17 protein-coding genes and 1 pseudogene are annotated in these 24,094 nt (G+C 40.8%); 5 read left to right on the top strand and 13 right to left on the bottom strand.

Annotation, left to right across the window (positions count from 1 at the left end):
• Window positions 1-55: 55 nt before the first annotated feature.
• The 4 genes from NMM26_RS02040 to NMM26_RS02025 form a co-directional block, all read right to left on the bottom strand.
• Complete coding sequence (locus NMM26_RS02040) at window positions 56-886, bottom strand: energy-coupling factor transporter transmembrane protein EcfT (RefSeq protein ID WP_254753667.1); 831 nt, start codon at window positions 884-886, stop codon at window positions 56-58.
• Window positions 871-2,553 (bottom strand): ABC transporter ATP-binding protein, encoded by a 1,683-nt coding sequence (locus NMM26_RS02035; RefSeq protein WP_000656562.1) that lies wholly within the window; start codon window positions 2,551-2,553, stop codon window positions 871-873. The genes NMM26_RS02040 and NMM26_RS02035 overlap by 16 nt, the downstream gene beginning before the upstream one ends.
• A 274-nt stretch (window positions 2,554-2,827) precedes the next feature.
• Window positions 2,828-3,373, bottom strand: a complete 546-nt coding sequence (locus NMM26_RS02030) for an ECF-type riboflavin transporter substrate-binding protein (RefSeq protein ID WP_000795923.1) — start codon at window positions 3,371-3,373, stop codon at window positions 2,828-2,830.
• A gap of 15 nt (window positions 3,374-3,388) precedes the next feature.
• Complete coding sequence (locus NMM26_RS02025) at window positions 3,389-4,237, bottom strand: S-adenosyl-l-methionine hydroxide adenosyltransferase family protein (protein WP_001063591.1); 849 nt, start codon at window positions 4,235-4,237, stop codon at window positions 3,389-3,391.
• A gap of 188 nt (window positions 4,238-4,425) precedes the next feature.
• On the opposite strand from NMM26_RS02025, the gene trkA reads away from it, so the two are divergent.
• Both trkA and NMM26_RS02015 read left to right on the top strand, forming a co-directional pair.
• Entirely contained in the window at window positions 4,426-5,775 is a 1,350-nt protein-coding gene (gene trkA, locus NMM26_RS02020) for a Trk system potassium transporter TrkA (protein ID WP_254753666.1), read from the top strand.
• A gap of 3 nt (window positions 5,776-5,778) precedes the next feature.
• Window positions 5,779-7,218 carry a TrkH family potassium uptake protein gene (locus tag NMM26_RS02015; protein ID WP_004241354.1) on the top strand — a complete coding sequence of 480 codons (1,440 nt, stop codon included), beginning with the start codon at window positions 5,779-5,781 and terminating at the stop codon, window positions 7,216-7,218.
• A 338-nt stretch (window positions 7,219-7,556) separates the two neighbouring features.
• Here the strand turns inward: NMM26_RS02015 and pflB are convergent, their stop codons facing one another.
• Window positions 7,557-9,881 (bottom strand): formate C-acetyltransferase, encoded by a 2,325-nt coding sequence (gene pflB / locus NMM26_RS02010; protein WP_000260632.1) that lies wholly within the window; start codon window positions 9,879-9,881, stop codon window positions 7,557-7,559.
• Window positions 9,882-10,119: 238 nt separating this feature from the next.
• Here pflB and dinB point away from each other — a divergent pair, with 238 nt between their 5' ends.
• On the top strand, window positions 10,120-11,181 hold the full coding sequence (gene dinB, locus NMM26_RS02005) for a DNA polymerase IV (RefSeq protein ID WP_254753665.1): 1,062 nt from the start codon (window positions 10,120-10,122) through the stop codon (window positions 11,179-11,181).
• A 32-nt stretch (window positions 11,182-11,213) separates the two neighbouring features.
• Here the strand turns inward: dinB and NMM26_RS02000 are convergent, their stop codons facing one another.
• Window positions 11,214-12,059 carry an undecaprenyl-diphosphate phosphatase gene (locus tag NMM26_RS02000; RefSeq protein ID WP_049501842.1) on the bottom strand — a complete coding sequence of 282 codons (846 nt, stop codon included), beginning with the start codon at window positions 12,057-12,059 and terminating at the stop codon, window positions 11,214-11,216.
• A gap of 60 nt (window positions 12,060-12,119) precedes the next feature.
• Window positions 12,120-14,009 carry a DUF2207 domain-containing protein gene (locus tag NMM26_RS01995; RefSeq protein ID WP_254753664.1) on the bottom strand — a complete coding sequence of 630 codons (1,890 nt, stop codon included), beginning with the start codon at window positions 14,007-14,009 and terminating at the stop codon, window positions 12,120-12,122.
• Between the two features lie 138 nt (window positions 14,010-14,147).
• Between NMM26_RS01995 and NMM26_RS01990 the strand changes: the two genes are divergently transcribed.
• Together NMM26_RS01990 and NMM26_RS01985 are read left to right on the top strand one after the other, a co-directional pair.
• Window positions 14,148-15,713: an ABC transporter substrate-binding protein/permease gene (locus NMM26_RS01990; protein ID WP_254753663.1), complete on the top strand. Its 1,566-nt coding sequence runs from the start codon at window positions 14,148-14,150 to the stop codon at window positions 15,711-15,713.
• On the top strand, window positions 15,713-16,453 hold the full coding sequence (locus tag NMM26_RS01985; RefSeq protein WP_000189477.1) for an amino acid ABC transporter ATP-binding protein: 741 nt from the start codon (window positions 15,713-15,715) through the stop codon (window positions 16,451-16,453). Before NMM26_RS01990 ends, NMM26_RS01985 begins: the two co-directional genes overlap by 1 nt.
• Window positions 16,454-16,543: 90 nt before the next feature.
• Here NMM26_RS01985 and NMM26_RS01980 read toward each other — a convergent pair.
• The 6 genes and pseudogenes from NMM26_RS01980 to NMM26_RS01955 form a co-directional block, all read right to left on the bottom strand.
• Window positions 16,544-16,758, bottom strand: a pseudogene (locus NMM26_RS01980) (hypothetical protein).
• Window positions 16,759-17,603: 845 nt separating this feature from the next.
• Complete coding sequence (gene ilvA, locus NMM26_RS01975; protein ID WP_004256769.1) at window positions 17,604-18,854, bottom strand: threonine ammonia-lyase IlvA; 1,251 nt, start codon at window positions 18,852-18,854, stop codon at window positions 17,604-17,606.
• A 112-nt stretch (window positions 18,855-18,966) separates the two neighbouring features.
• The gene (ilvC, locus tag NMM26_RS01970; RefSeq protein WP_227325521.1) at window positions 18,967-19,989 is read right to left on the bottom strand and encodes a ketol-acid reductoisomerase; all 1,023 of its coding nucleotides are present in this window, start codon (window positions 19,987-19,989) and stop codon (window positions 18,967-18,969) included.
• A 65-nt stretch (window positions 19,990-20,054) separates the two neighbouring features.
• Window positions 20,055-20,531 (bottom strand): acetolactate synthase small subunit, encoded by a 477-nt coding sequence (gene ilvN / locus NMM26_RS01965; protein ID WP_001253803.1) that lies wholly within the window; start codon window positions 20,529-20,531, stop codon window positions 20,055-20,057.
• Window positions 20,524-22,224, bottom strand: coding sequence for an acetolactate synthase large subunit (locus NMM26_RS01960; protein WP_254753662.1), 1,701 nt, complete (start codon window positions 22,222-22,224; stop codon window positions 20,524-20,526). The genes ilvN and NMM26_RS01960 overlap by 8 nt, the downstream gene beginning before the upstream one ends.
• Before the next feature lie 201 nt (window positions 22,225-22,425).
• Complete coding sequence (locus NMM26_RS01955; RefSeq protein WP_000036655.1) at window positions 22,426-24,093, bottom strand: DAK2 domain-containing protein; 1,668 nt, start codon at window positions 24,091-24,093, stop codon at window positions 22,426-22,428.
• Between the last annotated feature and the right edge of the window lies 1 nt (window position 24,094).

The following is a 24,094-nucleotide window of genomic DNA, read 5'->3' as shown; positions in this document are numbered from 1 at the left end:
ACACTTTCAGAATCATTGTCAATAGAAACGACTTGATTTTTTCAATTTTTTCAAGCTATTTCCAAGGGTTGTAAAATCGTCCCTGATTCTGCAAGATAAGTAGTAAACTAGCTACTAAAAACACAGCTGCCAAGAGCAAGGTAAGATAATCTCCTTTTTTCAAGGTCTGATAACTATACCAAGTCCGCTTTTTCTCTTTTCCAAAGCGGCGAAGCTCCATGGCGGTCGCGATGGTATCAATGCGTTCTAGCGAACTGAAAATCAAGGGAGTGATAATGCGCAGATTGCCTTTGATTCGTTGCATAAGAGAAGCTTTCTTGGATAATTCCATCCCACGCGCTTCCTGAGACATCTTGATAGTAAAGAATTCTTCCTGCAAATCTGGAATATATCGCAAGGTCAGGCTGACTGAATAGGCAATCTTATAAGGCACACCAATTTGATTTAAACTAGATGCAAACTGACTAGGATGAGTTGTCATCAAAAAGATAATAGCTAGAGGAATGGTGCAGAGATACTTAATGGCCAGATTTAGCAGATAAAAGAGCTCTTGACTGGTCAGAGTGTAGGCACCGATTCCCTGCCAAATCACACTTCTCTCTCCGTAAAGTCCAACCCCATACTCAGGAGAAAAGAGATAGACCATCAAGACGTTTAAAACGGCAAATACCGTCGCAAAAACGGCTACAAAGGAAACATCTTTAAAACGGATCTCTGACAAATAGAGGAGAAAGACCGAAAAGATGGCAATCAGAACAAGCAGTCTGGTATCATAGCTAATCATGGCCGCCAATGACACAAGGATGAAAAAGAGAAGTTTTCCAGCTCCTGACAAGCGATGAATCACAGTATCTCTATGCTGGTAACCAATTAATTTAGCTTGCATCCTTCTCTCCTTTCTTTGTAAAATGCCGTTAAAGCAAGTGGATCCACATCGAGTTTCTTAGCCAAGTTAAAGATAGAGGTTTCTTTTAGGTTGGCTTTTACTAACAGCTCAGGATTGCTCAACAGACTAGCTGGATTAGTATCGGCAATCAATTCCCCATCCACCATGACAAGGGCCCGATCTGAATAATCCAGCATCAATTGCATATCATGAGTAATCATGACAATAGTATGACCTTTTTGATGCAGTTCTTCAAGAAATTCCATAATCTCAGTATAGTTCTTCTGGTCTTGACCTGCTGTCGGTTCATCTAGGAGAATAATTTCAGCCCCTAAGACCAAAATTGAAGCAATGGTCACACGTTTTTTCTGACCAAATGACAGGGCAGAAATGGGCCAATTACGAAATTCATAGAGACCACAGATTTTCAAGGTTTCATAAACTCTCGTTTCAATTTCCTGCTCGCCCACACCTCGCAAACGAAGTCCCAGAGCCACCTCATCAAAAATCATATTGGTTGAAATCATTTGATTGGGATTTTGCAGCACATAGCCTACTCGTTCCGCCCGCTCTGCAACAGAATCTCCTTTTATATCCTGTCCTTCCCACAGATAACGGCCTTCAGTCTGGATAAAGCTACTTAAGGCCTTAGCAAGGGTTGATTTCCCTGCTCCATTTTTTCCGACAATGGCAATCTTTTCACCCTTTTTAATATCTAAATAAATGGATTTTAAAATCGGTCTATCATCATAAAAAAAAGATACGTCCTCTAGTCTAAAGAGTGACTGTAAATCTGGTGTCTCTTTTACCAATTCAGTCTGCAACTGAACCTGGCCTTTTGAGATAGACAAGTTATCCAGATTTGCTAACTGTTCTTCCTTGGCTAAATCCACACCCAATTGACGGAGAGTGGTTAGATAAAGGGGTTCCCGAATTCCATTTTGAGTCAATAAATCAGTCGCCAGTAGTTGGTCAGGGCTACCATTAAAGAGAATACGACCATCGTTTATCAAGACAATCCGATCAACAGGACGATGCAGAACGTCCTCCAAACGGTGCTCAATAATAAGGGTCGTCGTCCCCTCTTCCTTATGAATCTGGTCAATCAATTCGATAATATCCTGACCTGACTTGGGATCGAGATTGGCGAGTGGCTCATCAAACAAAAGAATCGGACTCTCATCAATCAAGACACCAGCCAGACTGACTCGCTGCTTTTGTCCACCTGACAAATCCTGAGGACGCTGAGACAGTAAAGAAAGAAGGTCCAGCTTTTCAGCCCATTTATGAACACGGCTTTTCATCTCTTCTAAACTTGTTACATCATTTTCTAGAGCAAAAGCCAAATCCTCTGCCACGGATAAACCGATAAACTGCCCATCTGTATCCTGCAAAACCGTGCTAACCAGATGAGATTTATCATAGATACTCATATCAAAGGCCGCTTGCCCCTTGATCAAAAATTCTCCAGATGTCTGACCCTTGTAAATATTTGGAATAATCCCATTCAAACACTGACCCAAGGTAGACTTACCTGACCCAGATGGCCCAACAATTAAGACTTTCTCTCCCTTGTAAATGGTTAAGTCCACTCCTTGCAAGGTCGGTTCTTGTTGCGTTTCATACCGGAAAGAGAAATCCTTCCACTCAATTATAGCTTCTTTCATCTTACTCTCTTCATTCGCTTCTTCTACTCAATGAAAATCAAAGAGCAAACTAGGAAGCTAGCCGTAGACTGTACTTAAGTACGGCAAGGCTAAGCTGACGCGGTTTGAATTAGATTTTCGCAGAGTATTAGACTTCTATTTTATCATAAATTAACCCCTTCTTGCAGTCTCTTCTCTTAAAATCTTAGCGCCAAAAAGATTCCTATCCTAGCTTACTTGCCTAACTAATCTATAAACATCGAAAAAGACTGGTTGCCCAGCCTTCCCCATAATTTTAGTCCTTTTTCAAACTTCCTGCACGAGTTTGAGTTCCTGCATAGGCAAGCAAGAGAAGAGTTCCTGCAATAGCTACAGATACACCATTAGCAATTCCCGCAACAATTCCTTGTGCAAATACTTTTTCTGCCGCTTCTTGATAAATCACAACATCTCCAAGTGGTGCCAAGACACCCCAAACAAGGGCATTTGCAAGTAGTTGAATGAGGTTAAAAATAAGAATATCTTTCCAGTCAAAGACACCATTGATCACGCGAACGTACTTTCTAAATAGCCCCACAGCTAGACCAAAGAGGCCGCTAGCGATAATCCAAGTCCACCATAGACCGTAGCCAGCAAGAGAGTCCTTCACTGCATGCCCAATTAAACCAACAAGTAGTCCCACTAGAGGGCCAAAAATAATAGACAAGAGGCTCTGTACCGCATACTGAAGCTGGATGCTTGTATTTGGAATAGGCGTTGGAATACTAATCATCCCGATGACAACAAAGAGCGCAGCTCCAACACCGATAGCAACAACTTGTTTAATTGATTGATTTTTCATCTATATTCTCCTATTTTATGATTCTATTTTCTTTATTTCAATGGTCCAAGATGAACCGACACCCACATTATAGGCCTTGTCAAAGGAACCTTGGTTGATAGCCAGACCTAAACGATAGAGAGAGTTGATGTAAAGGATGGGTTGCCCAATTCTCACATCTGCAAATGATTTGCCATAAACAACCTGATTTTGATAGACCAGCATATCTGCATGATAGATAGTCACCTCAAAACGGTCACCGAATGCTGGTCCCAGCTTGTAAAACTCTTCTCGTGTGATAGAGGTCCAAAGCGAGCCGAAACGCACATCCAGAATATCAATAGCTCCCTTCACCAAATGGTCTTCAATGATGGTCTCTACGACTGGAAGCTCCACAATCTGATCCACACTGAGCTCTGGTCCCACTTCCTCAAAAGAAATGTGACCACTGGCCAGTTTAGCACCAGTATAGGCATAGACATCACGACCGTGGAAGGTATAAGAATGCTCTGTATTTTGACGTCTATTGGCCACTTCAGAAATCTCACGAATAGCTACAATGCCAACGTGTTTCTTGATAAAAGAAAGCGTCCCATTATCTGGCGTGACAATGTATTGATTTTTTGCAGTCTTGGCAACTACACTCTTACGTTTCGAGCCGACACCTGGATCGACAACCGATACAAAAGTCGTTCCCTCAGGCCAGTAATCCACCGTCTGAAAGAGACGATAACTCCCCTCAAAAATATTATAAGGCGTAATATCGTGCGTCAAGTGATGAATTTTTAAGGTTGGAGATTCTTCTAAAGCCACTCCAATCATAGCCGATACCGCACCATCTACCAGACCAAAGTCTGATTGTAATACCAGTAAATTATTATTCATTTTATCTCCTTATACACCCTTTATCATACCATATTTCAGAGAAAGTCGCTAATAGCTATTTCAATTGCTTAGGGTATAGTTTTACCTTATAGCAAATTTCCTACTAAAAACTCTGGTGATTAGCTAGTAGGTGCATTTTTTCTTGAAAAAAGGTATGATAGTTACATCATGAAAAAGTAGGTTTTATTATGAAAATTATCCTTGTCGGAGGGGGAAAAGTTGGTTCTGCCCTCTGTCGCTCTTTGGTTGCAGAAAAGCATGATGTTTTGCTGATTGAGCAAGACGAAGCTGTCCTCAATCATATTGTTAATCGCTTTGATATCATGGGTATCCTTGGTAACGGGGCCGATTTTACCATCCTTGAGCAAGCCAGTGTCCAGGATTGTGATATCTTTATCGCCCTGACTGAATACGATGAAGTGAACATGATTGCAGCCGTTCTAGCCAAAAAAATGGGAGCTAAAGAGACCATCGTTCGGGTGCGGAACCCTGAATATTCTAACTCTTATTTCAAGGAAAAGAATATTCTCGGTTTTTCTCTTATCGTTAACCCTGAGCTCTTGGCTGCCCGCGCTATCGCGAATATCATTGACTTCCCCAACGCCCTATCTGTCGAACGTTTCTTTGGGGGACGGGTCAGCTTGATGGAATTCACTGTTAAATCCTCCAGTGGTCTTTGCCAAATGCCCATTTCTGATTTTCGGAAAAAATTTGGCAATGTCATTCTATGTGCGATAGAGAGGGATCATCAAATTATCATTCCAAGCGGTGACATGACTGTACAGGATAAAGATAGAATCTTTGTCACTGGTAACCGTGTTGACATGATGCTCTTCCATAATTATTTCAAGTCTCGTGCCGTGAAGAGCCTTCTCATCGTCGGTGCAGGTAGAATTGCCTATTATCTACTTGGTATTCTCAAAGACAGTCGTATCGATACAAAAGTCATTGAAATCAATCCCGAAATCGCCAGCTTCTTTAGCGAGAAATTCCCAAATCTCTACATCGTTCAAGGAGATGGAACCGCAAAAGATACCCTGCTGGAAGAAAGTGCTCAAAACTATGATGTCGTTGCCACTCTAACAGGAGTCGATGAGGAAAATCTAATTACCTCTATGTTCCTTGACAGGGTAGGTGTACAAAAAAATATCACCAAGGTCAATCGTACCAGTCTCCTCGAGATCATCAATGCACCTGATTTTTCAAGTATCATCACACCTAAAAGCATCGCTGTAGATACGATTATGCACTTTATTCGTGGTCGTGTTAATGCCCAGTATTCAGACCTTCAAGCCATGCACCATCTAGCCAATGGCCAAATCGAAACCCTACAATTCCATATCAAGGAAGCCAATAAAATGACTGCCAAACCTCTTTCTCAACTGAAATTGAAAAAAGGGGTTCTTATTGCAGCCATCATTCGAAAGGGCAAGACTATTTTCCCAACTGGGGAGGATATGTTGGAAGTTGGAGACAAGCTCCTAGTAACAACTTTGTTGCCAAACATCACCAAGATTTATGACTTGATCGCGAGGTAAGAAATGAATAAAAGTATGATTCGTTACCTCCTTTCAAAATTACTTTTGATTGAAGCTGTTCTTCTTTTGGTTCCTGTGTCTGTCGCTCTCTATTACCGTGAATCGAGCCAAGTCTTTACGGCCCTCTTTTCAACAATAGGGATTCTCGTATTACTAGGCGGTTCAGGAATTTTACAAAAGCCCAAAAATCAACGGATTTATCCCAAGGAGGGAGTCTTGATTGTTGCCCTCTGTTGGATCCTTTGGTCCTTCTTTGGCGGTCTCCCCTTTGTTTTTGCTAAGCAAATTCCCAGCGTTATCGATGCCTTTTTTGAAATCAGTTCTGGCTTTACAACTACTGGAGCAACTATTCTGAACGACGTTTCGGTCCTCAGTCGTTCCCTCCTCTTCTGGCGAAGTTTTACCCACTTGATTGGAGGGATGGGAGTGCTTGTTTTTGCACTTGCTATTATGGATAATGCCAAGAATAGTCACCTAGAAGTGATGAAGGCTGAGGTTCCTGGCCCTGTTTTTGGTAAAGTAGTATCCAAACTAAAAAACACTGCCCAGATTCTCTATCTCCTTTATCTAGCTCTCTTCTCCCTCTTTGTCATCATCTATTATCTGGCTGGCATGCCCCTATTTGATAGTTTTGTCATTGCTATGGGGACAGCAGGTACAGGAGGCTTTACCGTCTATAACGACGGGATTGCCCACTATGGCAGCTCACTGATTACCTATCTGGTTAGTATCGGAGTTCTGGTTTTTGGGGTAAATTTCAATCTCTACTACTACCTCATGCTCCGTCGCGTCAAAGCCTTCTTTGGTGACGAGGAACTTCGTGCTTACTTGGTCATTGTTCTGCTTTCTACAGGCTTGATTAGCCTCAATACTCTCTATCTCTATCCAGGATTTTCAAAGAGTTTTGAAATGGCCTTCTTCCAGGTTTCCAATATCATTACAACGACTGGTTTTGGTTACGGAGACATTACCAACTGGCCCCTCTTCTCCCAGTTTATCCTTCTCTTCCTCATGGGAATCGGTGGCTCTGCTGGATCAACCGCAGGTGGACTCAAGGTTATCCGAGGCCTAATCCTTTCAAAAATTGCTAAAAATCAGATTTTATCAATCCTATCGCCCCACCGTATTTTGACCCTCCATGTTAATAAAACGGTAATTGACAAAGATACCCAGCATAAGATTCTCAAGTACTTTGTCATCTATTCTATGATTTTGCTATCCCTTATCTTCATTGTCAGCTTAGATAGCAATGATTTTCTGGTTGTGACCAGCGCTGTCTTTAGCTGTTTCAATAATATCGGACCTATCCTAGGAACCACTTCTAGTTTCTCAATCTTTAGTCCTATCTCAAAAATTCTCCTCTCCTTTGCAATGATTGCAGGGCGCTTGGAGATTTACCCAATCTTACTTCTCTTTATGAGGAGAACTTGGTCTAAGAGATAAAATACAACCACACCTTGTTTCCTTACAAAGTGTGGTATTTTTATTTTCATACTCTTCGAAAATAAAATTCAAACCACGTCAGCTTCGCCTTGCCGTATATGTGTGACTGACTTTGTCAGTCTTATCTACAACCTCAAAGCGGTGCTTTGAGCAACCTGCGGCTAGCTTCCTAGTTTGCTCTTTGATTTTCATTGAGTATCAAATACCTCCCGCAACTCAACAAGTATCTTTGAATCCCGGTCAGACATTTCAATACCTGACTTAAGGAATTTAAGAGCCCAAAAACAACCCTCAGTCGACTGACCGAGGGTTCTTTATTTCATTATTCAAGAACTTGATTAGCTCAACGCATCCAAGGCATCATCCATTGAAAGAACTTCGTGGAAGACACGTTGTGTCAATTCAGTTTTTTGTTCTGGAGTGAGGTATTTAGTGTTTACACAGTATCCAGAAATACGTACGATAACATCTTCACCTGACATGATCTTTTCGTAAACATCGTTCAAGTCCATAACGTTCAAGTTAACGTGTTGTCCACCGTTTTCAAAGTAACCATCAAGGATTGTTACCAAGTTATCAACTTGTTCGTCACGAGTCTTACCAAGAGCGCGAGGCGATACTTGTGTAGTCAATGAGATACCATCAGCTGCATAACTGAAGTCAAGGCTAGAAAGTGAGTTCAAGTTTTGCAACCATCCACCTTTAGCTTTGTTAGATGGGTTAGCACCTGGTGAGAAGAATTCAAGTTTAGACAAGTTCACAGAACCATCTTCGTTGAGGTATACACCTTTGTGGACTGGTGAGTTACCAGTTTGTTTAGAGTAAGCAACGTTAGATGTGATAGTCAAAAGTGATACTGTAGCTTCAGCGTCTTTGTAAAGTTTGTGGCTACGTAGACGAGTTGTGTAAGCTTCGATCAACCATTCTGCCAATTCGTTTGAACGTGGGTCATCTTCACCCCAACGTGGGTATTCACCGATTGTTTCATAATCGTAGATGTAGCCATTTTCATCACGGATTGGTTTAACTGTAGCGTATTTGATAGCTGACAATGTATCAACAGTGTTGGCAAATCCACAGATACCGAATCCCATGTTGGCACGTTGTTTAGTTGGCAAGAAGGCCATTTGAACAGCTTCGTAGTTGTACTTATCAGTCATGTAGTGGATGATGTTCAAAGCATCTACGTAAGTGTCAGTCAACCAGTCAAGAGATTTTTCAAAGTTATCTTTAACTGATTCAAATTCAAGAACTTCGTCACGGATTGGTTCGATGTCAAATACTTTGTAGTCTTTGTGAACATCGTCGTAACCACCGTTCAAACCAGTAAGAAGGGCTTTCAATACGTTTACACGCGCACCGAAGTACTGGATGTTGTGGCGTTGTTCTTCATTTTCTGGGTCAAGTGGAGACACACAGCATGAGATACAGCTCATTTCACCATATCCGTCTTTAGCCATTGTTGTTACACCTTCATATTGGATTGAAGAGTGTTTGTGGCTCATGTGCATACAGTAGCGACGGAAGTTGTATGGCAATTTATCAGTCCAAAGAACTGTCAAGTTTGGTTCTGGAGAGTTACCGATGTTGTCAAGTGTGTTCAAGAAACGGTAGTCCATCTTAGTAACACGGTGACGACCGTCGTTACCCATACCAGCCATAGAAGTTGTGATGAAAGTTGGGTCACCTGAGTACAATTGGTCGTAAGCTTTTGTACGAGCAAATTTAACTGTACGAAGTTTCATAACGAAATCATCAACGAATTCTTGGATTTCTGATTCAGTAAATGTACCACGAGCAAGGTCACGTTCTGCAAAGATGTCCAATACGATTGGTACACGTCCTAGAGATGTAGCAGCACCGTTGATAACACGGCAGACAGACATGAAGGCGATGTTAACCCATTGGATAGCTTCTTTAACGTTCATCGCTGGTTTGCGAACGTCAACTCCGTAAAGGTCACCCAAGCGAACAACTTGTTGCAATGCTTGGTATTGAAGGTTGATTTCTTCACGAAGACGGATTGTTTCTTCATCGATTTCTTCGATTGCGTTCCAGTCGTTTACTTTTTCTTGCATCAAGTAGTCTGCACCGTAAAGAGCAAGACGTGCATAAACACCGATGATACGTCCGCGTGAGTATGCATCTGGAAGACCAGTTACAGTGTGTGCGTGACGTGCACGACGAATGTTTGAAGTGTAGGCACGGAAGATACCGTCGTTAACTGTTGTTACGTATTTAGTAAAGATTTCGTGAACAGCTGGATCTGGTTCGTATCCATTTTCTTTCAAAGTAGTTTCAGCCATACGGATACCACCTTTTGGCATGAAGTTCAATTTGAAGAGTTCATCGTTTTGGATACCGAAGATAACTTCATTTTCTTTATCGATAAATCCTGCTGGGATATCAGCGATAGATGTTGGACGAGTGTCCATTGGGAAACGAGTTTCTTCGTAGTGTGCCTTAGTTTCTTCTACAATTTTTTTGATGTGAAGTGAACGTTCTGTTGGTCCTGCGAGGAAGCTTTCGTCTCCATCATAAGGTGTGTAGTTAGCTTGTACGAAGCGTGATACACTTGCTTTTTCTTTCCAATCTACGCCTTTGAAGCCTTCCCAAGCTTTGTCAAAAATATCTTGTGCTTCAACAACTGTCTTAACAACCATGTTAATGTCCTCTTTTTTCTTTCTAGCAACAACAATCTGTTACATTCATGAGACAAGTATAACACACAGTAACCGATTTCAACAAGTAGAAAACCCTTATTTTTACACTTTCTTTTCTAAAACAGTCTATATTTTGTTCCAAACTGTATTATATTTTTGAAAAAAATATACCCTTTTTCCCTTTTTTCAGAAAAAAGGGTATAATAAAAGAAAATAAGCAGTAAAAAGGGGGCTAGGCATGTTGATTTTTCCTTTGTTAAATGATTTGTCAAGAAAAATCATCCATATTGACATGGATGCCTTTTTTGCTGCGGTAGAAATCAGGGATAATCCTAAACTCAGAGGAAAACCTGTCATTATCGGAAGCGACCCTCGGCAAACAGGTGGGCGTGGTGTCGTTTCTACCTGTAGCTATGAGGCACGAGCTTTTGGTGTCCATTCAGCCATGAGTTCTAAGGAAGCCTATGAACGTTGTCCCCAAGCCGTCTTCATCTCAGGAAATTATGAGAAATACAAATCTGTAGGACTCCAGATCCGAGCTATTTTTAAGCGCTATACAGATTTGATTGAACCTATGAGTATTGACGAAGCCTATTTGGATGTAACAGAAAATAAACTCGGTATCAAGTCAGCGGTCAAAATCGCTCGCCTCATTCAAGAGGATATCTGGCAAGAACTCCATCTAACTGCTTCTGCTGGCGTTTCTTATAACAAATTCTTAGCTAAAATGGCTAGCGATTATCAAAAACCTCATGGTTTGACAGTGATTCTACCTGACCAGGCTGAGGACTTTCTCAAACAAATGGATATTTCCAAGTTTCATGGAGTAGGAAAAAAGACGGTGGAACGTCTTCATCAAATGGGGATTTTTACTGGCGCTGATCTACTTGAAGTTCCTGAAGTGACCCTAATAGACCGTTTTGGAAGACTGGGCTATGACCTTTATCGAAAGGCTCGTGGTATTCACAATTCCCCCGTCAAATCCAATCGCATCCGTAAATCAATCGGGAAGGAGAAAACCTATGGAAAGATTCTCCGTGCTGAGGAAGACATCAAAAAAGAGCTGGCTCTTCTATCAGAAAGAGTTGCTCTCAATCTACATCAACAAGAAAAAGCTGGAAAAATTGTCATTTTGAAAATCCGCTACGAAGACTTTTCAACTCTTACTAAACGAAAAAGTATTGTTCAAAAAACACAGGATGCTAGTCAGATAAGTCAAATAGCCCTGCAACTCTATGAAGAGTTAAGCGAAAAAGAAAGAGGTGTCCGCCTATTGGGGATTACCCTTACTGGATTTTAAAACCTTGAAGAGCTGCCCCTTCAAGGTTTTTCTTATACAAATAAACGAACAAAGCTATAAAGTAGCAAGACACTACCAAGCACGATACGGTATTTACCGAAAAGGGTAAAGTCGTGTTTTTTCACATAACTTGTCAAGAAACGAATAGCGATCATGCTGACCGCAAAGGCGACTCCCATCGCAACCAAGAGCAAGAACAATTGTCCAAAGCTCAAGAGCTGTCCTGCTTTCACAAATTTGAAAATCTTTAATGCGCTGGCTCCAAACATAACTGGAATTCCAAGATAGAAGGTAAATTCTGTCACAACAGAACGACTGGTTCCATTTAACAAACCACCGACAATCGTTGCCCCAGAACGACTGGTTCCTGGTAAAAGAGCAAGAACTTGGAAGAGTCCGATATAGAAAGCTGTCGTATAAGGAAGCTTGTCCAACTCTGTTACACTTGGCTCGATAGCACGCGCTTTATTGCGCTTTTCCAAATAGATAAAGGCAATCCCATAGATAATCAACATGAGAGCAACTGAAACCATGTTATGGAAGTGGGTATCAAACCAATCATCAAATTTAAAGACGGCAAGTAAAGGCAAAGTGGCAACCAAGACCTTCAACCACAGTCTCCAAGTCTTACGAACTTCCTGCTTATCCTTAGTCGGTTTGAAAGGATTGAGCTTGTTAAAGTAAATCACCATAACCGCTAAAATCGCACCAAGCTGAATCACGACATTAAACATGGACATAAAAGATTCATTCTGATTTTGGTATTGGATAAACTCCTCTGCTAAAATCAAGTGCCCTGTACTCGAAATCGGCAACCATTCCGTAATTCCTTCAACAATACCGAAGAAGATAGATTTTAAAATTTCAATAAGATACATAGATTACTCCTTTTTCTATCTTCCATTATAGCATATTTTTTCAGCCATTGATAGCTCTCTTTAAAAGGCACCGATACTGCCCCCGCCGCCACCTCCGGAGAAGCCACCACCAGAACTTCCACTTCCAGAAGATACGGAGTAGGTACTTGCTGTATTTGCGACACTAGCATAATGGCTCATTTGCGCACTTGAATGATAAAACATACTATGCCAGCCATATGCTACATAGAGATTGATATCTGGATTTTCCACTTGAATCTGATGAACCTTCATCAAATGACTAACCTTGTCCGCATAGCCAAATAAGGTCGCATAGACCAAGAGACGATTCCAGACCACAATACTTTCCAATTCAGCCTGATCCAATCGTGCAATCTCACGCAACATATTTTCAAAACTGGTCCAGAGATAGTATACTTCTGCTCCTGCTTCATTTAGGACACCATCACGATTATCTAATCGAAGCTTCCAATAATAGAAAACAGCCATAACCAAACCTAGAAAACCAAGTATTGCCAAGGGGATATAAAGATAGCCATAAACGTCCAAACTGTACAAGAACAGACCAAATCCGATAAATAATGGTAGGATCGTAGAAAGTCCCATCCCCACTTGCAAGGCCTTTTCCCCACCAGTTAAAGGTCGATAGTAATCTGGGAGTCCCCAGAAGGAAACTCGATTTCGCACTCCTTCTTGCATCTCTTTCAATACTTCTTCGAAAGAAGATTTGAGCTGAAGCCCTCTTGCTTGAATCCGTTTTTCATCAGCAGCTTTGGCTCCGCGATAAAGACTTTCAGATACCTTGTAATCTGCAAACAAATTGGAAAGAGCTGTTTCTTTTTTGCCTGAAAAAGCCAGATTTAGACAGTCTTTCTCAAAGCTTGACAAACCATCTTCTTTTACCAGTCTTAACCCAACTGCATCCCCTTCTGAAATGATAGAGACATTCCCACGGTCTATCACATCTAGCAAAGTAGCTTGAACAAGTTGGTCAAAGGTGAATTTACCTGCTCCTTTGGTTAGAGGACTCACTTCCTCCAAAGAGGTAGAGTAGACAGCCTCTGATAAAACCATAGGTTCTAATTCCATTGGTGGTTCATAGAGACGATGATTTTTGGCATATTTGACTGAAGAAGTGGTCTTTCTTCTATAAATAAAATAAAAGCAGACACTCAATAACAAGGAGATGGAAAGGATAGAAGGGAAGACCCAAGTAACTAGCTGTTTACTTTGCTCTTTTTCTTTAAAAATCGAGTCTTCTATCCTATTAAACTCTTCTAAACGATTCCCTTTCAAGCCCTGAACCCTAGCGCTAGCAAAATCGGTCCGAGGCCAATAAGCATGCAATTCAACTCCACGCTTAGGAGGAAGATTGTCTAAACGAATAGTATAATCAAGGTTACTCTTTTCAATCGTTCCCTCTCTAAAAAGTTTCCCTGTATGGAAAAAGAGTTTTTCAGCTCCCTTGTCTCCCCTCACATGAAATTCAAACTTTCCAATAGCCCCTGAACTATCTGTTAAAGGTTGCCAATTTAATTCAGCGATATCATCATAAAGGAAAAGCAAATTTTTTAAGTTCCAAGTGATATCAACTTCCACTGTGTCGCCTTCCTGACCTGGATTGTAGACTTTCACAGTATAACCATTCGCTTCTTCTGTCACTTCGCTCGTAACATCTGTCAGTTCCGCACCGTTTTTCGCAGCCTGAACCTTTGGATGAGGATCAATGTCAAACCCACTAGGCATCTTACCAGCACGTCCAAGTCCCACGATTTGGCCCTTAAAGTCCTCCTCGAACTGATAAACTATCTTTTGTCTAAATTCTGCCGTGTTATCTGCATGAATATACAAATCTCCTTGGTAGGAGTTTATCTTGAAATCAATGGCAAAAACAGAGAGTGGCAGAAGGTAAAACAAGCCTAACACCAGTAAGAAAAAAGTTTTTTTCATTAAACAAGCCCCCTTTTTATCTTTGCTATCATTATATCATTTTTTCTCAAGTAAGGGCTTACCTGTATTGAAAAATAGAGTTTTTTTCGATAAAATAGGAGACAGTTATTTTTTAATAGATTAGAAATAGGAGAAATCATGAGAAAAATATACTTATCTATTTTCACAAGTCTCTTGCTGATGCTGGGACTTGTCAATGTTGCCCAAGCCGATGAATATTTACGCATCGGGATGGAAGCAGCATATGCTCCCTTTAACTGGACTCAGGATGATGATAGCAATGGGGCTGTCAAAATCGATGGGACTAACCAGTATGCTAACGGATACGATGTTCAAATCGCCAAGAAAATCGCTAAGGACTTAGGTAAAGAACCTTTGGTTGTTAAAACAAAGTGGGAAGGTCTAGTTCCTGCCCTTACTTCTGGTAAGATTGACATGATTATCGCAGGTATGAGTCCTACTGCTGAACGCAAACAAGAAATCGCCTTTTCAAGCAGTTACTACACTAGCGAACCAGTTTTGCTTGTCAAAAAAGATTCTGCCTATGCAAATGCCAAATCTTTGGATGACTTTAATGGTGCAAAAATCACTTCTCAACAAGGTGTCTACCTCTACGACTTGATTGCACAAATCACAGGTGCTAAAAAAGAAACAGCCATGGGAGACTTCGCTCAAATGCGCCAAGCTCTTGAGGCTGGTGTCATTGATGCTTATGTTTCTGAACGCCCAGAAGCACTGACTGCTGAAGCTGCTAACTCTAAGTTCAAGATGGTTCAAGTAGAACCAGGTTTCAAAACGGGGGAAGAAGATACAGCTATCGCCATTGGACTTCGTAAAGATGACAATCGTATTAGCCAAATCAATGCCAGCATTGAAACCATTTCAAAAGACGACCAAGTTGCCTTGATGGATCGTATGATCAAGGAACAACCTGCCGAAGCTACGACAACTGAAGAGACTAGCAGTAGTTTCTTTAGCCAAGTCGCTAAAATTCTTTCTGAGAACTGGCAACAACTATTGCGTGGTGCTGGTATCACTCTTTTAATCTCAATCGTCGGAACCATCATAGGTCTCATTATTGGTCTTGCCATTGGTGTCTTCCGTACTGCTCCTCTCTCTGAAAATAAAGCTATTTATGGCTTACAAAAGCTAGTCGGCTGGATTCTCAATGTCTACATTGAAATTTTCCGTGGTACACCAATGATCGTTCAATCGATGGTTATCTACTACGGAACTGCCCAAGCTTTCGGTATCAACCTTGACCGCACACTTGCTGCTATCTTCATCGTTTCGATCAACACTGGTGCCTACATGACTGAAATCGTTCGTGGTGGTATCCTAGCAGTTGACAAGGGACAATTTGAAGCTGCGACTGCTCTTGGTATGACTCATAACCAAACCATGCGTAAGATTGTCCTACCTCAGGTTGTCCGTAACATCCTACCAGCAACTGGTAATGAATTTGTCATCAATATCAAAGATACATCTGTATTGAACGTTATATCTGTTGTCGAACTTTATTTCTCAGGAAATACCGTGGCAACACAAACCTATCAATACTTCCAGACATTTACAATCATCGCCGTGATTTACTTTGTCCTCACCTTCACCGTAACACGTATCCTACGCTTCATCGAACGCCGCATGGACATGGATACCTATACTACAGGTGCTAACCAAATGCAAACGGAGGATTTGAAATAATGACACAAGCAATCCTTGAAATTAAACACCTCAAAAAATCCTATGGACAAAACGAAGTGCTAAAAGACATTTCTCTAACTGTTCACAAGGGTGAAGTTATCTCTATCATCGGAAGCTCTGGAAGCGGAAAATCAACCTTCCTACGCTCCATTAACCTACTTGAAACTCCAACTGATGGACAAATCCTTTATCATGGACAAAACGTTCTCGAAAAAGGCTATGACCTCACGCAATACCGTGAAAAGTTGGGGATGGTGTTCCAATCCTTTAACCTCTTTGAAAATCTTAACGTACTTGAAAACACAATTGTCGCTCAGACGACTGTCCTTAAACGCGAACGTACAGAAGCTGAAAAGATTGCCAAAGAAAACCTTGAAAAGGTCGGCATGGGAGAACGCTACTGGCAAGCAAAACCGAAACAACTCTCAGGTGGTCAAAAACAACGTGTAGCCATCGCTCGTGCCCTCTCCATGAATCCGGACGCCATTCTCTTTGATGAACCAACATCAGCTCTCGATCCAGAAATGGTTGGAGAAGTCCTCAAAATCATGCAAGATTTGGCTCAGGAAGGCTTGACCATGATTGTTGTAACCCACGAAATGGAATTCGCCCGTGATGTCTCTCATCGTGTTATCTTTATGGATAAGGGTGTGATTGCTGAAGAAGGCAAACCAGAAGACCTCTTCACTAATCCTAAAGAAGACCGTACAAAAGAATTCCTTCAACGCTATCTCAAATAAAAAGAAAAGGCTGCATCAACCGTGCAGTCTTTTTACTAGCCAAAAAATGAAAAGGCAGACCCTATTCAAGAATCCGCCATCATCCAAAGATTAATCTTCAAATTTTTCATGATTTTTTCATAGAAATCAATTAAACCTAGAGCTGTTTCAAATGAAATATTTTTTACTTTTGCACGACCCTGCGCTAGAGCAATGATAGACATTTCACGCGCATTCGTTTCTTTAGAGATACGGTAGCCTGTGATCTTCTTATCACGAACCCAGCCAACAACTGATTCTACTTTTTCAAAGTTTGACTTAGCCATGTCCTTCTCCTATTTTCTTCTTTACGATATTTAATTGTATACGTTTTTATGTGTTTTGTCAATAAAAAAACATATATTCAATAAAATTAATGATTTATTTTTCTGTTACTATCTTATTAAAGCCGATAATATATAGGTTTTCACTTACTATAAACCATTAGTAAATACCTTTAAAATAATTGTATTATTAACTCTTTTGTTTGTAAAAATATTCATAATTTACAAATGCCAGTTCGGGATAGGTTAGACAGGTTTTATCTTCAACTTTATTCTATTTATCCAACTTTAAAACAATATTTCTAATAGTGAAAGACTTTCTCTCCACACTATTACTAACTATTATTTCTCTTCTCCTTCTTTGATATTCTTCCTGCCTTTATAAGCACTTTTCACTTGATCAACTGGTACTATTTATTTACTTTATCAATATTCCTTTTTATTTCTTCAAACCTATAAAAAGATGAGTAGTTAGGAGACAATAGTATCCTATCTTCTAACATTTTCCACTGTTTTTATCTTCTTAGTATCTTATCACTCTTCTCAGTTAACTCAGTATAAGGATTCTCATTAGTATTGATTATTTTTTCTAATTCCTATTATATTTAACCAAATTTCAGATTAGACATATATAAAATAGTGAATTCTAAAAATACGCCTTATATATAACAAGTAATTTTACTCCCTTACTATAAACTGAATCAAAAAATAATAGGTACTATAATGACTTGTGATAGAAATAGCGTAATCGATTTCCTAAGTCCATAGGAATCGCCCCCTTTCTTCACCCTCATTATAGCACCTATACATCAGTTGTGCAAATAATATGATGTTTTTTTTATTAGTCCTCAGACAAGCATATTATAGAGCGTTTCATTACCATTTAAGTTAATATAAGATGGATCAAAACCTTCCATTCGACGAATCAAGCCTGCATAATCATGCTTATCTGCCAAGGCAATCCCAATCAATACTGGGCCTGTCCCCTTGCTAGCTCGTTTGATATACTCAAAACGTGTGATATCATCATTTGGCCCCAAGATATCATTTACAAACTCACGCAAAGCCCCCGGACGCTGTGGAAAATTAACCACAAAGTAATGCTTGATCCCATCATAAATCAAGGCACGCTCTTCCATTTCCGGCATACGGTTGATATCATTATTTCCTCCAGAAATGATACAACAAATGGTTTTCCCCTTGATATATTCAGCTAAAACCTCTAAAGAGGCGATACTAGCCGCTCCAGCAGGTTCTGCGACAATCCCTTGCTTAGAGTAAAGGTCAATCAAGGTTTCAGAAATCAATCCCTCATCGACACCTACTAAGGTTTGAACATATTGACGAGTTGCTTCATAGGTCAATTGACCTACCTTTTGTACAGCAATCCCATCCGCAAATTTGTCAATTTCTTTGAGTTTGACAGGTCCACCAGCTTCAAAGGCAGCTTTCATGGAACGTGCCCCATTAGCCTCTACTCCGATGACTTCAATTTCTGGACTTGTTTCCTTGATATAGGTAGAAACCCCAGCAATGAGACCGCCACCTCCAACAGGAACTAAGACAGCATCAAAATCAATCGATTCTTTTCGAGCTTCTTCTAAAATCTCATAAGCAACGGTCCCTTGACCAGCCTGAACATGGGCATCATCAAAAGGATCAATAAAGGTACGATTTTCAGAAACTGTAAATTCTTGAGCTGCTTTGGCTGAGGCATCAAAAGTATCTCCAACTAATTTAATAGTCACGAAGTCCCCACCAAAAAAGCGAACTTGACCAATCTTTTGTTGCGGAGTAGTAATGGGCATAAAGATAGTAGCAGGAATTTTCATCTCATTACAAGTATAGGCAACTCCCTGCGCATGATTTCCCGCAGAAGCGCAGACTACCCCACGTTCACGCTCTTCCTTGCTGAGCTGGGAAATGGCATAATAGGCACCACGGATCTTAAAAGAACGAACACGTTGAGCATTTTCCTTTTTCAAATAAATCTTAGCACCATACTTCTCCGATAAATAATGGTCATAATCCAGTGGGGTATTCACAACCACACCGTTCAAGACCTTATGAGCCTTGATTATATCTTTTGAACTTAACATCTTTTTCTCCTAGACTATTTCATACTTATCGTAATCCATCTTTTAAAAAGAGATGAATTGATTATAAAAGCGAGTTAGTCCCCCAACTCGCCTTCACCTTAATTTCTATCAATTAGTTATAGATTTTAAATGCATCATCGTCGTTTTTACCAACGAATGGCATTGCTTTACGCAATTCTGCACCAACTTTTTCAATTTCAAGGTTAGCTGCTTGTTCACGGTAAGCAGTCAATTTTGGACGTCCAGCTTTATAGTCATTTACAAAGTCATTTGCAAATTTACCATTTTGGATGTCTGCCAAGACAGCTTTCATGTTTTCTTTAACTTGCTCAGTAATTACACGTGGACCTGATACATAGTCACCGTACTCAGCAGTGTTTGAAATTGATTGACGCATTTTCTTGAATCCACCTTCGTAGATCAAGTCGACGATCAATTTCATTTCGTGAAGAACTTCAAAGTAAGCCAATTCTGGAGCGTAACCTGCTTCTGTCAAGACTTCGAAACCTGCTTCGATAAGGGCAGTCAAACCACCACAAAGTACAGCTTGTTCACCAAACAAATCTTCTTCAGTTTCTTCTTTGTAAGTTGTTTCAAGAAGACCTACACGAGCTGCTCCAACACCTTTACACCAGTCCATAGCAATGTTTTTCGCATTTCCTGTTGCATCTTGGTAAACTGCATAAAGAGCTGGAACACCAAATCCTTCTTCATAAGTACGACGTACCAAGTGTCCTGGTCCTTTAGGTGCACACATAAAGACATCTACATCCGCAGGAACTTTGATAAATTCAAAGTGGATGTTGAAACCATGAGCAAATCCAACTGCGTTTCCAGCTTCCAAGTTTGGAGCGATTTCTGCTTCGTACAATTCTTGTTGGATTTCGTCTGGTGCCAAAATCATGATAACGTCAGCCAATTTAGTTGCTTCTGCTACTGTGTAAGTATCAAATCCATCTTCTTTTGCTTTGTCAAAAGATTTACCTGGACGTACACCGATGATAACATCACGACCTGAATCACGCAAGTTTTGTGCATGCGCATGTCCTTGCGAACCATAACCGATAACAGCGATTTTTTTACCGTCAAGTGCTGCTACTTTAACATCTCTTTCGTATTCCATTTGAACTGCCATAGTTTTTCTCTCTTTTCTATTATTTATTGCCTTTTAGGCTAGTTTAACAAATTTAAGTCGGATTTTTAATCGCGGGTAAATCCAGTTGCACCCGTACGAGCAATATTACGAATACCGTATGGTCGAATGACTCGCAATAAAGCTTCGCTCTTTTCTGCATTTCCCGTCATCTGAATGGTAATCGAGCTTGGTGCTACGTCTACCACTGTTGCACGGAAAGGTTGAATAATCGCTAGAATCTCAGCTCGCTTCTCAGCTGGCGCTGACATCTTAACCAAAATCACCTCGCGCTCCAAATGAGGCTTGTCTGTAATATCACGAATGCGAATCACATCAATCTGACGATTGAGCTGTTTGATAATTTGCTCCACCTCATCATGTGAAGCAACATCAATAATAATGGTAATACGCGATACATTTGGATCTTCTGTTGCTCCAACAGAGATGCTTTCAATATTAACCTGACGACGAGATAGGACACCTGTAAAGCGATTGAGGACTCCTGAACGATTTTGTAGTTTTGCTGTTAACATTCTACGCATGGAACTTCACCCCCAACATCTCATGATTACTCTTACCAGCTGGTACCATTGGTAACACCTGTTCCTTACGAGAAATATCTACCTCGATGAGCATAGGAACATTCTCAGTGATCACTTCAAGGTCTTGAGCCAAGGTCTCAGGATTGTCAAACTTATAGTTTTTAATGCCATAAGCTTGTGCCATCAATTGGAAATCAGGAAGGGTGTCAAAGACTGACTCTGATGTTCTACCTTCATAGAAGGATTCCTGCCACTGGCGAACCATTCCAAGTGAGTGGTTGTTCAGCATAACCACCTTGATTGGCACCTTGTAAATGTTCAAAATAGCCAATTCCTGGTTAGTCATTTGGAAACCGCCATCCCCAACAAACAAGACTACTTCCTTATCTGGGTTAGCAATTTTAGCACCGATTGCTGCTGGAATTCCAAATCCCATCGTTCCCAAACCACCTGAAGTCACTAACTGACGTTCGTTTTGGTAGGGATAATACTGAGCTGTCCACATTTGGTGTTGACCAACGTCTGTTACCACAATGGAATCTCCATTCGTCAATTCACCAATTCGTTCAATAACAGCTTGCGGCTGAACCACACGCTCTTTCTTATCATAAGAACGAACACGGTTCTTGTCTTTAGTAACTTTCTCAATCCATTTCTCAGTATTGTTATGAACTGTTGGTTCCGCTAACAACATTTGCAAGGCTTTCTTAGCATCTCCAACTACCGGAATATCTGCACTGATAATCTTGCCAATCTCGGCAGGGTCAATATCAATGTGGGCAACCTTAGCATTCTTAGCAAAAGTCTTTGGATTTCCTGTCAAACGGTCATCGAAACGGCAACCAATACTAATCATAAAGTCGGCTTCCGTCATGGCAATATTAGCTGCGAATGACCCGTGCATACCTCCCATTCCAAGAAAGAGTGGGTGACTCGTTGCAATCGTTCCTTGCCCCAAAAGGCTGGTTACCACTGGAATTTGATAACGCTCTGCAAATTCATTTAATTCTGCAGCTGCTTCAGCATAACTAATTCCACCACCAGCTAGCAAGACTGGCTTTTTAGCCTTGGATAATTGCTTCAAAATTTTCTTGATTTGCATATCATTTGGCTCAAGAGTCGGTTGGTAGCTTGGTAGGTTCACTTCTGGTGAATAGATGAAGTCTGTTTCTAAAGCAGACACGTCTTTAGGTAGGTCAATTACGACTGGCCCTGGGCGACCTGTAGTTGCGATATGGACAGCTTCCGTAATGATACGAGGGATATCAGCTGTCTCACGAACTTGGTAATTGTACTTAGTGATTGGCATGGTAATTCCCACGATGTCTGCCTCCTGAAAGGCATCTTTCCCAATCCCTGCTCTCGCTACCTGACCTGTAAAGACCAAAAGGGGAACACTATCGCTCATGGCATCTGCAATCCCTGTAATGGCATTTGTTGCTCCCGGTCCGCTAGTGACGACGGCAACACCCAACTTTCCAGTTGATTTGGCATAACCTTCAGCTTCATGCAAACAACCTTGCTCATGGCGCCCTAGAATGTGGCGAATGCCTTTAAAATTATATATCGCATCATAAAAAGGCAAGACCGCACCACCAGGATAACCAAAGATGGTATCAATTCCTAAATTACGAAGTGTTTCCAAAACTAGGTCCGACCCCGTCTTAGGAGATTCTAAACTGATTTTCTCCATTGTTCCCCTTTCTCTTCTCTTAAAAATAACTTGTTACTATCATACCATTTTTTCAAAATTTTTCAAGAGAAAAGAAGAAATTTTCTGAATTTTCTATTTTAACGTTTATTTATGAATGTTATTTTTGTTTTTATTAAAAAGATACCGATTTCATTATTCAAATGAAGAAAAAAGAACTGATTTCTCAGTTCTTCATTAATCTTATTCCACACTAAATAGGTATGGGTAAACAGGTTGTTGACCTTGGTGAATCTCGACTTCAACGTCTTCAAATTCTTCTGCGATTTCTTGGGCAATCTCATTGGCAAGTTCTTCACTTCCATCTTCACCAACATAGAAGGTTACGATTTCACTGTCTTCATCCAACATATGTTTCAATGTTTCTGTCAAGGTTTGGTGCATGTCAGGGTTTGACACGAGAATTTTCCCATCCACCATACCAAGATTATCGTTTTCATGGATTTCTAAGCCATCAATCGTTGTATCACGCACAGCTGTTGTGACGCTTCCACTAACGACATCGCTAAGAGCAGCAGTCATACGCTCTTGGTTTTCTTCGATGGACTTGCTTGGATCAAAAGCAAGAAGACTTGTCAAACCTTGAGGAAGAGTACGAGCTTCCACCACTACTGCTGGTTGTTCCAAAACTTCTGCTGCAGATTGAGCTGCCATGAAGATGTTTTTGTTGTTTGGCAGGAAGATAATGTTACGAGCGTTGACCTGTTCAACAGCCTTGATAAAGTCTTCAGTTGAAGGGTTCATAGTTTGACCGCCTTCAATAACATAATCCACACCTTGAGAACGGAAGATATCTGCTAGACCTTTACCAGCCACTACAGCAATCAAAGCATACTCTTTTTCTTCAGCAGGCTTGCTAACTTGAGCAGCTTCTTTTTCAACCTGTGCTTCGTGTTGGTTACGCATATTGTCAACTTTTACCTTGACCAAGCTACCATATTTGAGACCTTCTTGCATAACAAGTCCTGGATCTTCTGTATGGACATGGACTTTGACAATTTCATCATCGTTAACAACGAGGAGAGAATCTCCAAGCTCATTCAAGTAGTTACGGAATTCGTCGTAGTCAAAATCTTTGGCATAGGTTGGACCTTGCTTAAGAGCTACCATGATTTCAGTACAGTAACCAAAGGTGATGTCCTCAGTCGCTACATGACCAGCTACAGATTTATGATGTTCTGCATTGATCATTTCACTCATATTGGCAGGAGTCGCTACAAAGTCCTCAGATGCAATATATTCACCAGTAAGGGCTGAAAGGAACCCTTCATAGATGAAGACCAGTCCTTGACCACCTGAATCCACAACGCCAACTTCTTTCAATACTGGAAGCATGTCTGGTGTTTTAGCTAGAGCTGTTTTAGCACCTTCCAAGGCTGCGCGCATGACTTCAACAGCGTCATCTGTTTGCTCAGCCTTTTTCTTAGCACCGATAGCAGCACCACGAGAAACTGTCAAAATCGTTCCTTCAACTGGTTTCATAACGGCCTTATAGGCAACTTCCACACCTGATTGGAAGGCAAGAGCCAAATCTTGACCTGTTAACTCGTCTTTATCCTTGATGGCTTGTGAAAATCCACGGAAAAGCTGAGACGTAATAACTCCTGAGTTCCCACGCGCACCCATCAAAAGACCTTTGGCAAGAATGCTCGCTACTTCTCCAACAGTAGAAGCTGGTTTGTCTGCAACTTCCTTAGCACCATTTTCAATGGTCATTCCCATATTTGTACCAGTATCTCCATCTGGAACTGGAAAGACGTTTAATGAATTGACATATTCAGCTTGCTTATTCAAGCGAGTTGATGCAGCCTGCACCATTTCTTGAAATAAGCTAGTAGTAATTTTTGACACG

The sequence above is a fragment of the Streptococcus sp. CF7_Ac1-8 genome, assembly GCF_024295435.1.
GTDB lineage: Bacteria > Bacillota > Bacilli > Lactobacillales > Streptococcaceae > Streptococcus > Streptococcus mitis_AP.
The sequence above is the reverse complement of the archived record's forward strand: the minus strand, read 5'-3'. Positions and strand labels throughout refer to the sequence as shown.

Coding starts and splice junctions, on each gene's coding strand:
- NMM26_RS02040 (WP_254753667.1), bottom strand. CDS start 886: ATGCAAGCTAAATTAATTGGTTACCAGCATAGAGATACTGTGATTCAT.
- NMM26_RS02035 (WP_000656562.1), bottom strand. CDS start 2,553: ATGAAAGAAGCTATAATTGAGTGGAAGGATTTCTCTTTCCGGTATGAA.
- NMM26_RS02030 (WP_000795923.1), bottom strand. CDS start 3,373: ATGAAAAATCAATCAATTAAACAAGTTGTTGCTATCGGTGTTGGAGCT.
- NMM26_RS02025 (WP_001063591.1), bottom strand. CDS start 4,237: ATGAATAATAATTTACTGGTATTACAATCAGACTTTGGTCTGGTAGAT.
- trkA (WP_254753666.1), top strand. CDS start 4,426: ATGAAAATTATCCTTGTCGGAGGGGGAAAAGTTGGTTCTGCCCTCTGT.
- NMM26_RS02015 (WP_004241354.1), top strand. CDS start 5,779: ATGAATAAAAGTATGATTCGTTACCTCCTTTCAAAATTACTTTTGATT.
- pflB (WP_000260632.1), bottom strand. CDS start 9,881: ATGGTTGTTAAGACAGTTGTTGAAGCACAAGATATTTTTGACAAAGCT.
- dinB (WP_254753665.1), top strand. CDS start 10,120: ATGTTGATTTTTCCTTTGTTAAATGATTTGTCAAGAAAAATCATCCAT.
- NMM26_RS02000 (WP_049501842.1), bottom strand. CDS start 12,059: ATGTATCTTATTGAAATTTTAAAATCTATCTTCTTCGGTATTGTTGAA.
- NMM26_RS01995 (WP_254753664.1), bottom strand. CDS start 14,009: ATGAAAAAAACTTTTTTCTTACTGGTGTTAGGCTTGTTTTACCTTCTG.
- NMM26_RS01990 (WP_254753663.1), top strand. CDS start 14,148: ATGAGAAAAATATACTTATCTATTTTCACAAGTCTCTTGCTGATGCTG.
- NMM26_RS01985 (WP_000189477.1), top strand. CDS start 15,713: ATGACACAAGCAATCCTTGAAATTAAACACCTCAAAAAATCCTATGGA.
- ilvA (WP_004256769.1), bottom strand. CDS start 18,854: ATGTTAAGTTCAAAAGATATAATCAAGGCTCATAAGGTCTTGAACGGT.
- ilvC (WP_227325521.1), bottom strand. CDS start 19,989: ATGGCAGTTCAAATGGAATACGAAAGAGATGTTAAAGTAGCAGCACTT.
- ilvN (WP_001253803.1), bottom strand. CDS start 20,531: ATGCGTAGAATGTTAACAGCAAAACTACAAAATCGTTCAGGAGTCCTC.
- NMM26_RS01960 (WP_254753662.1), bottom strand. CDS start 22,224: ATGGAGAAAATCAGTTTAGAATCTCCTAAGACGGGGTCGGACCTAGTT.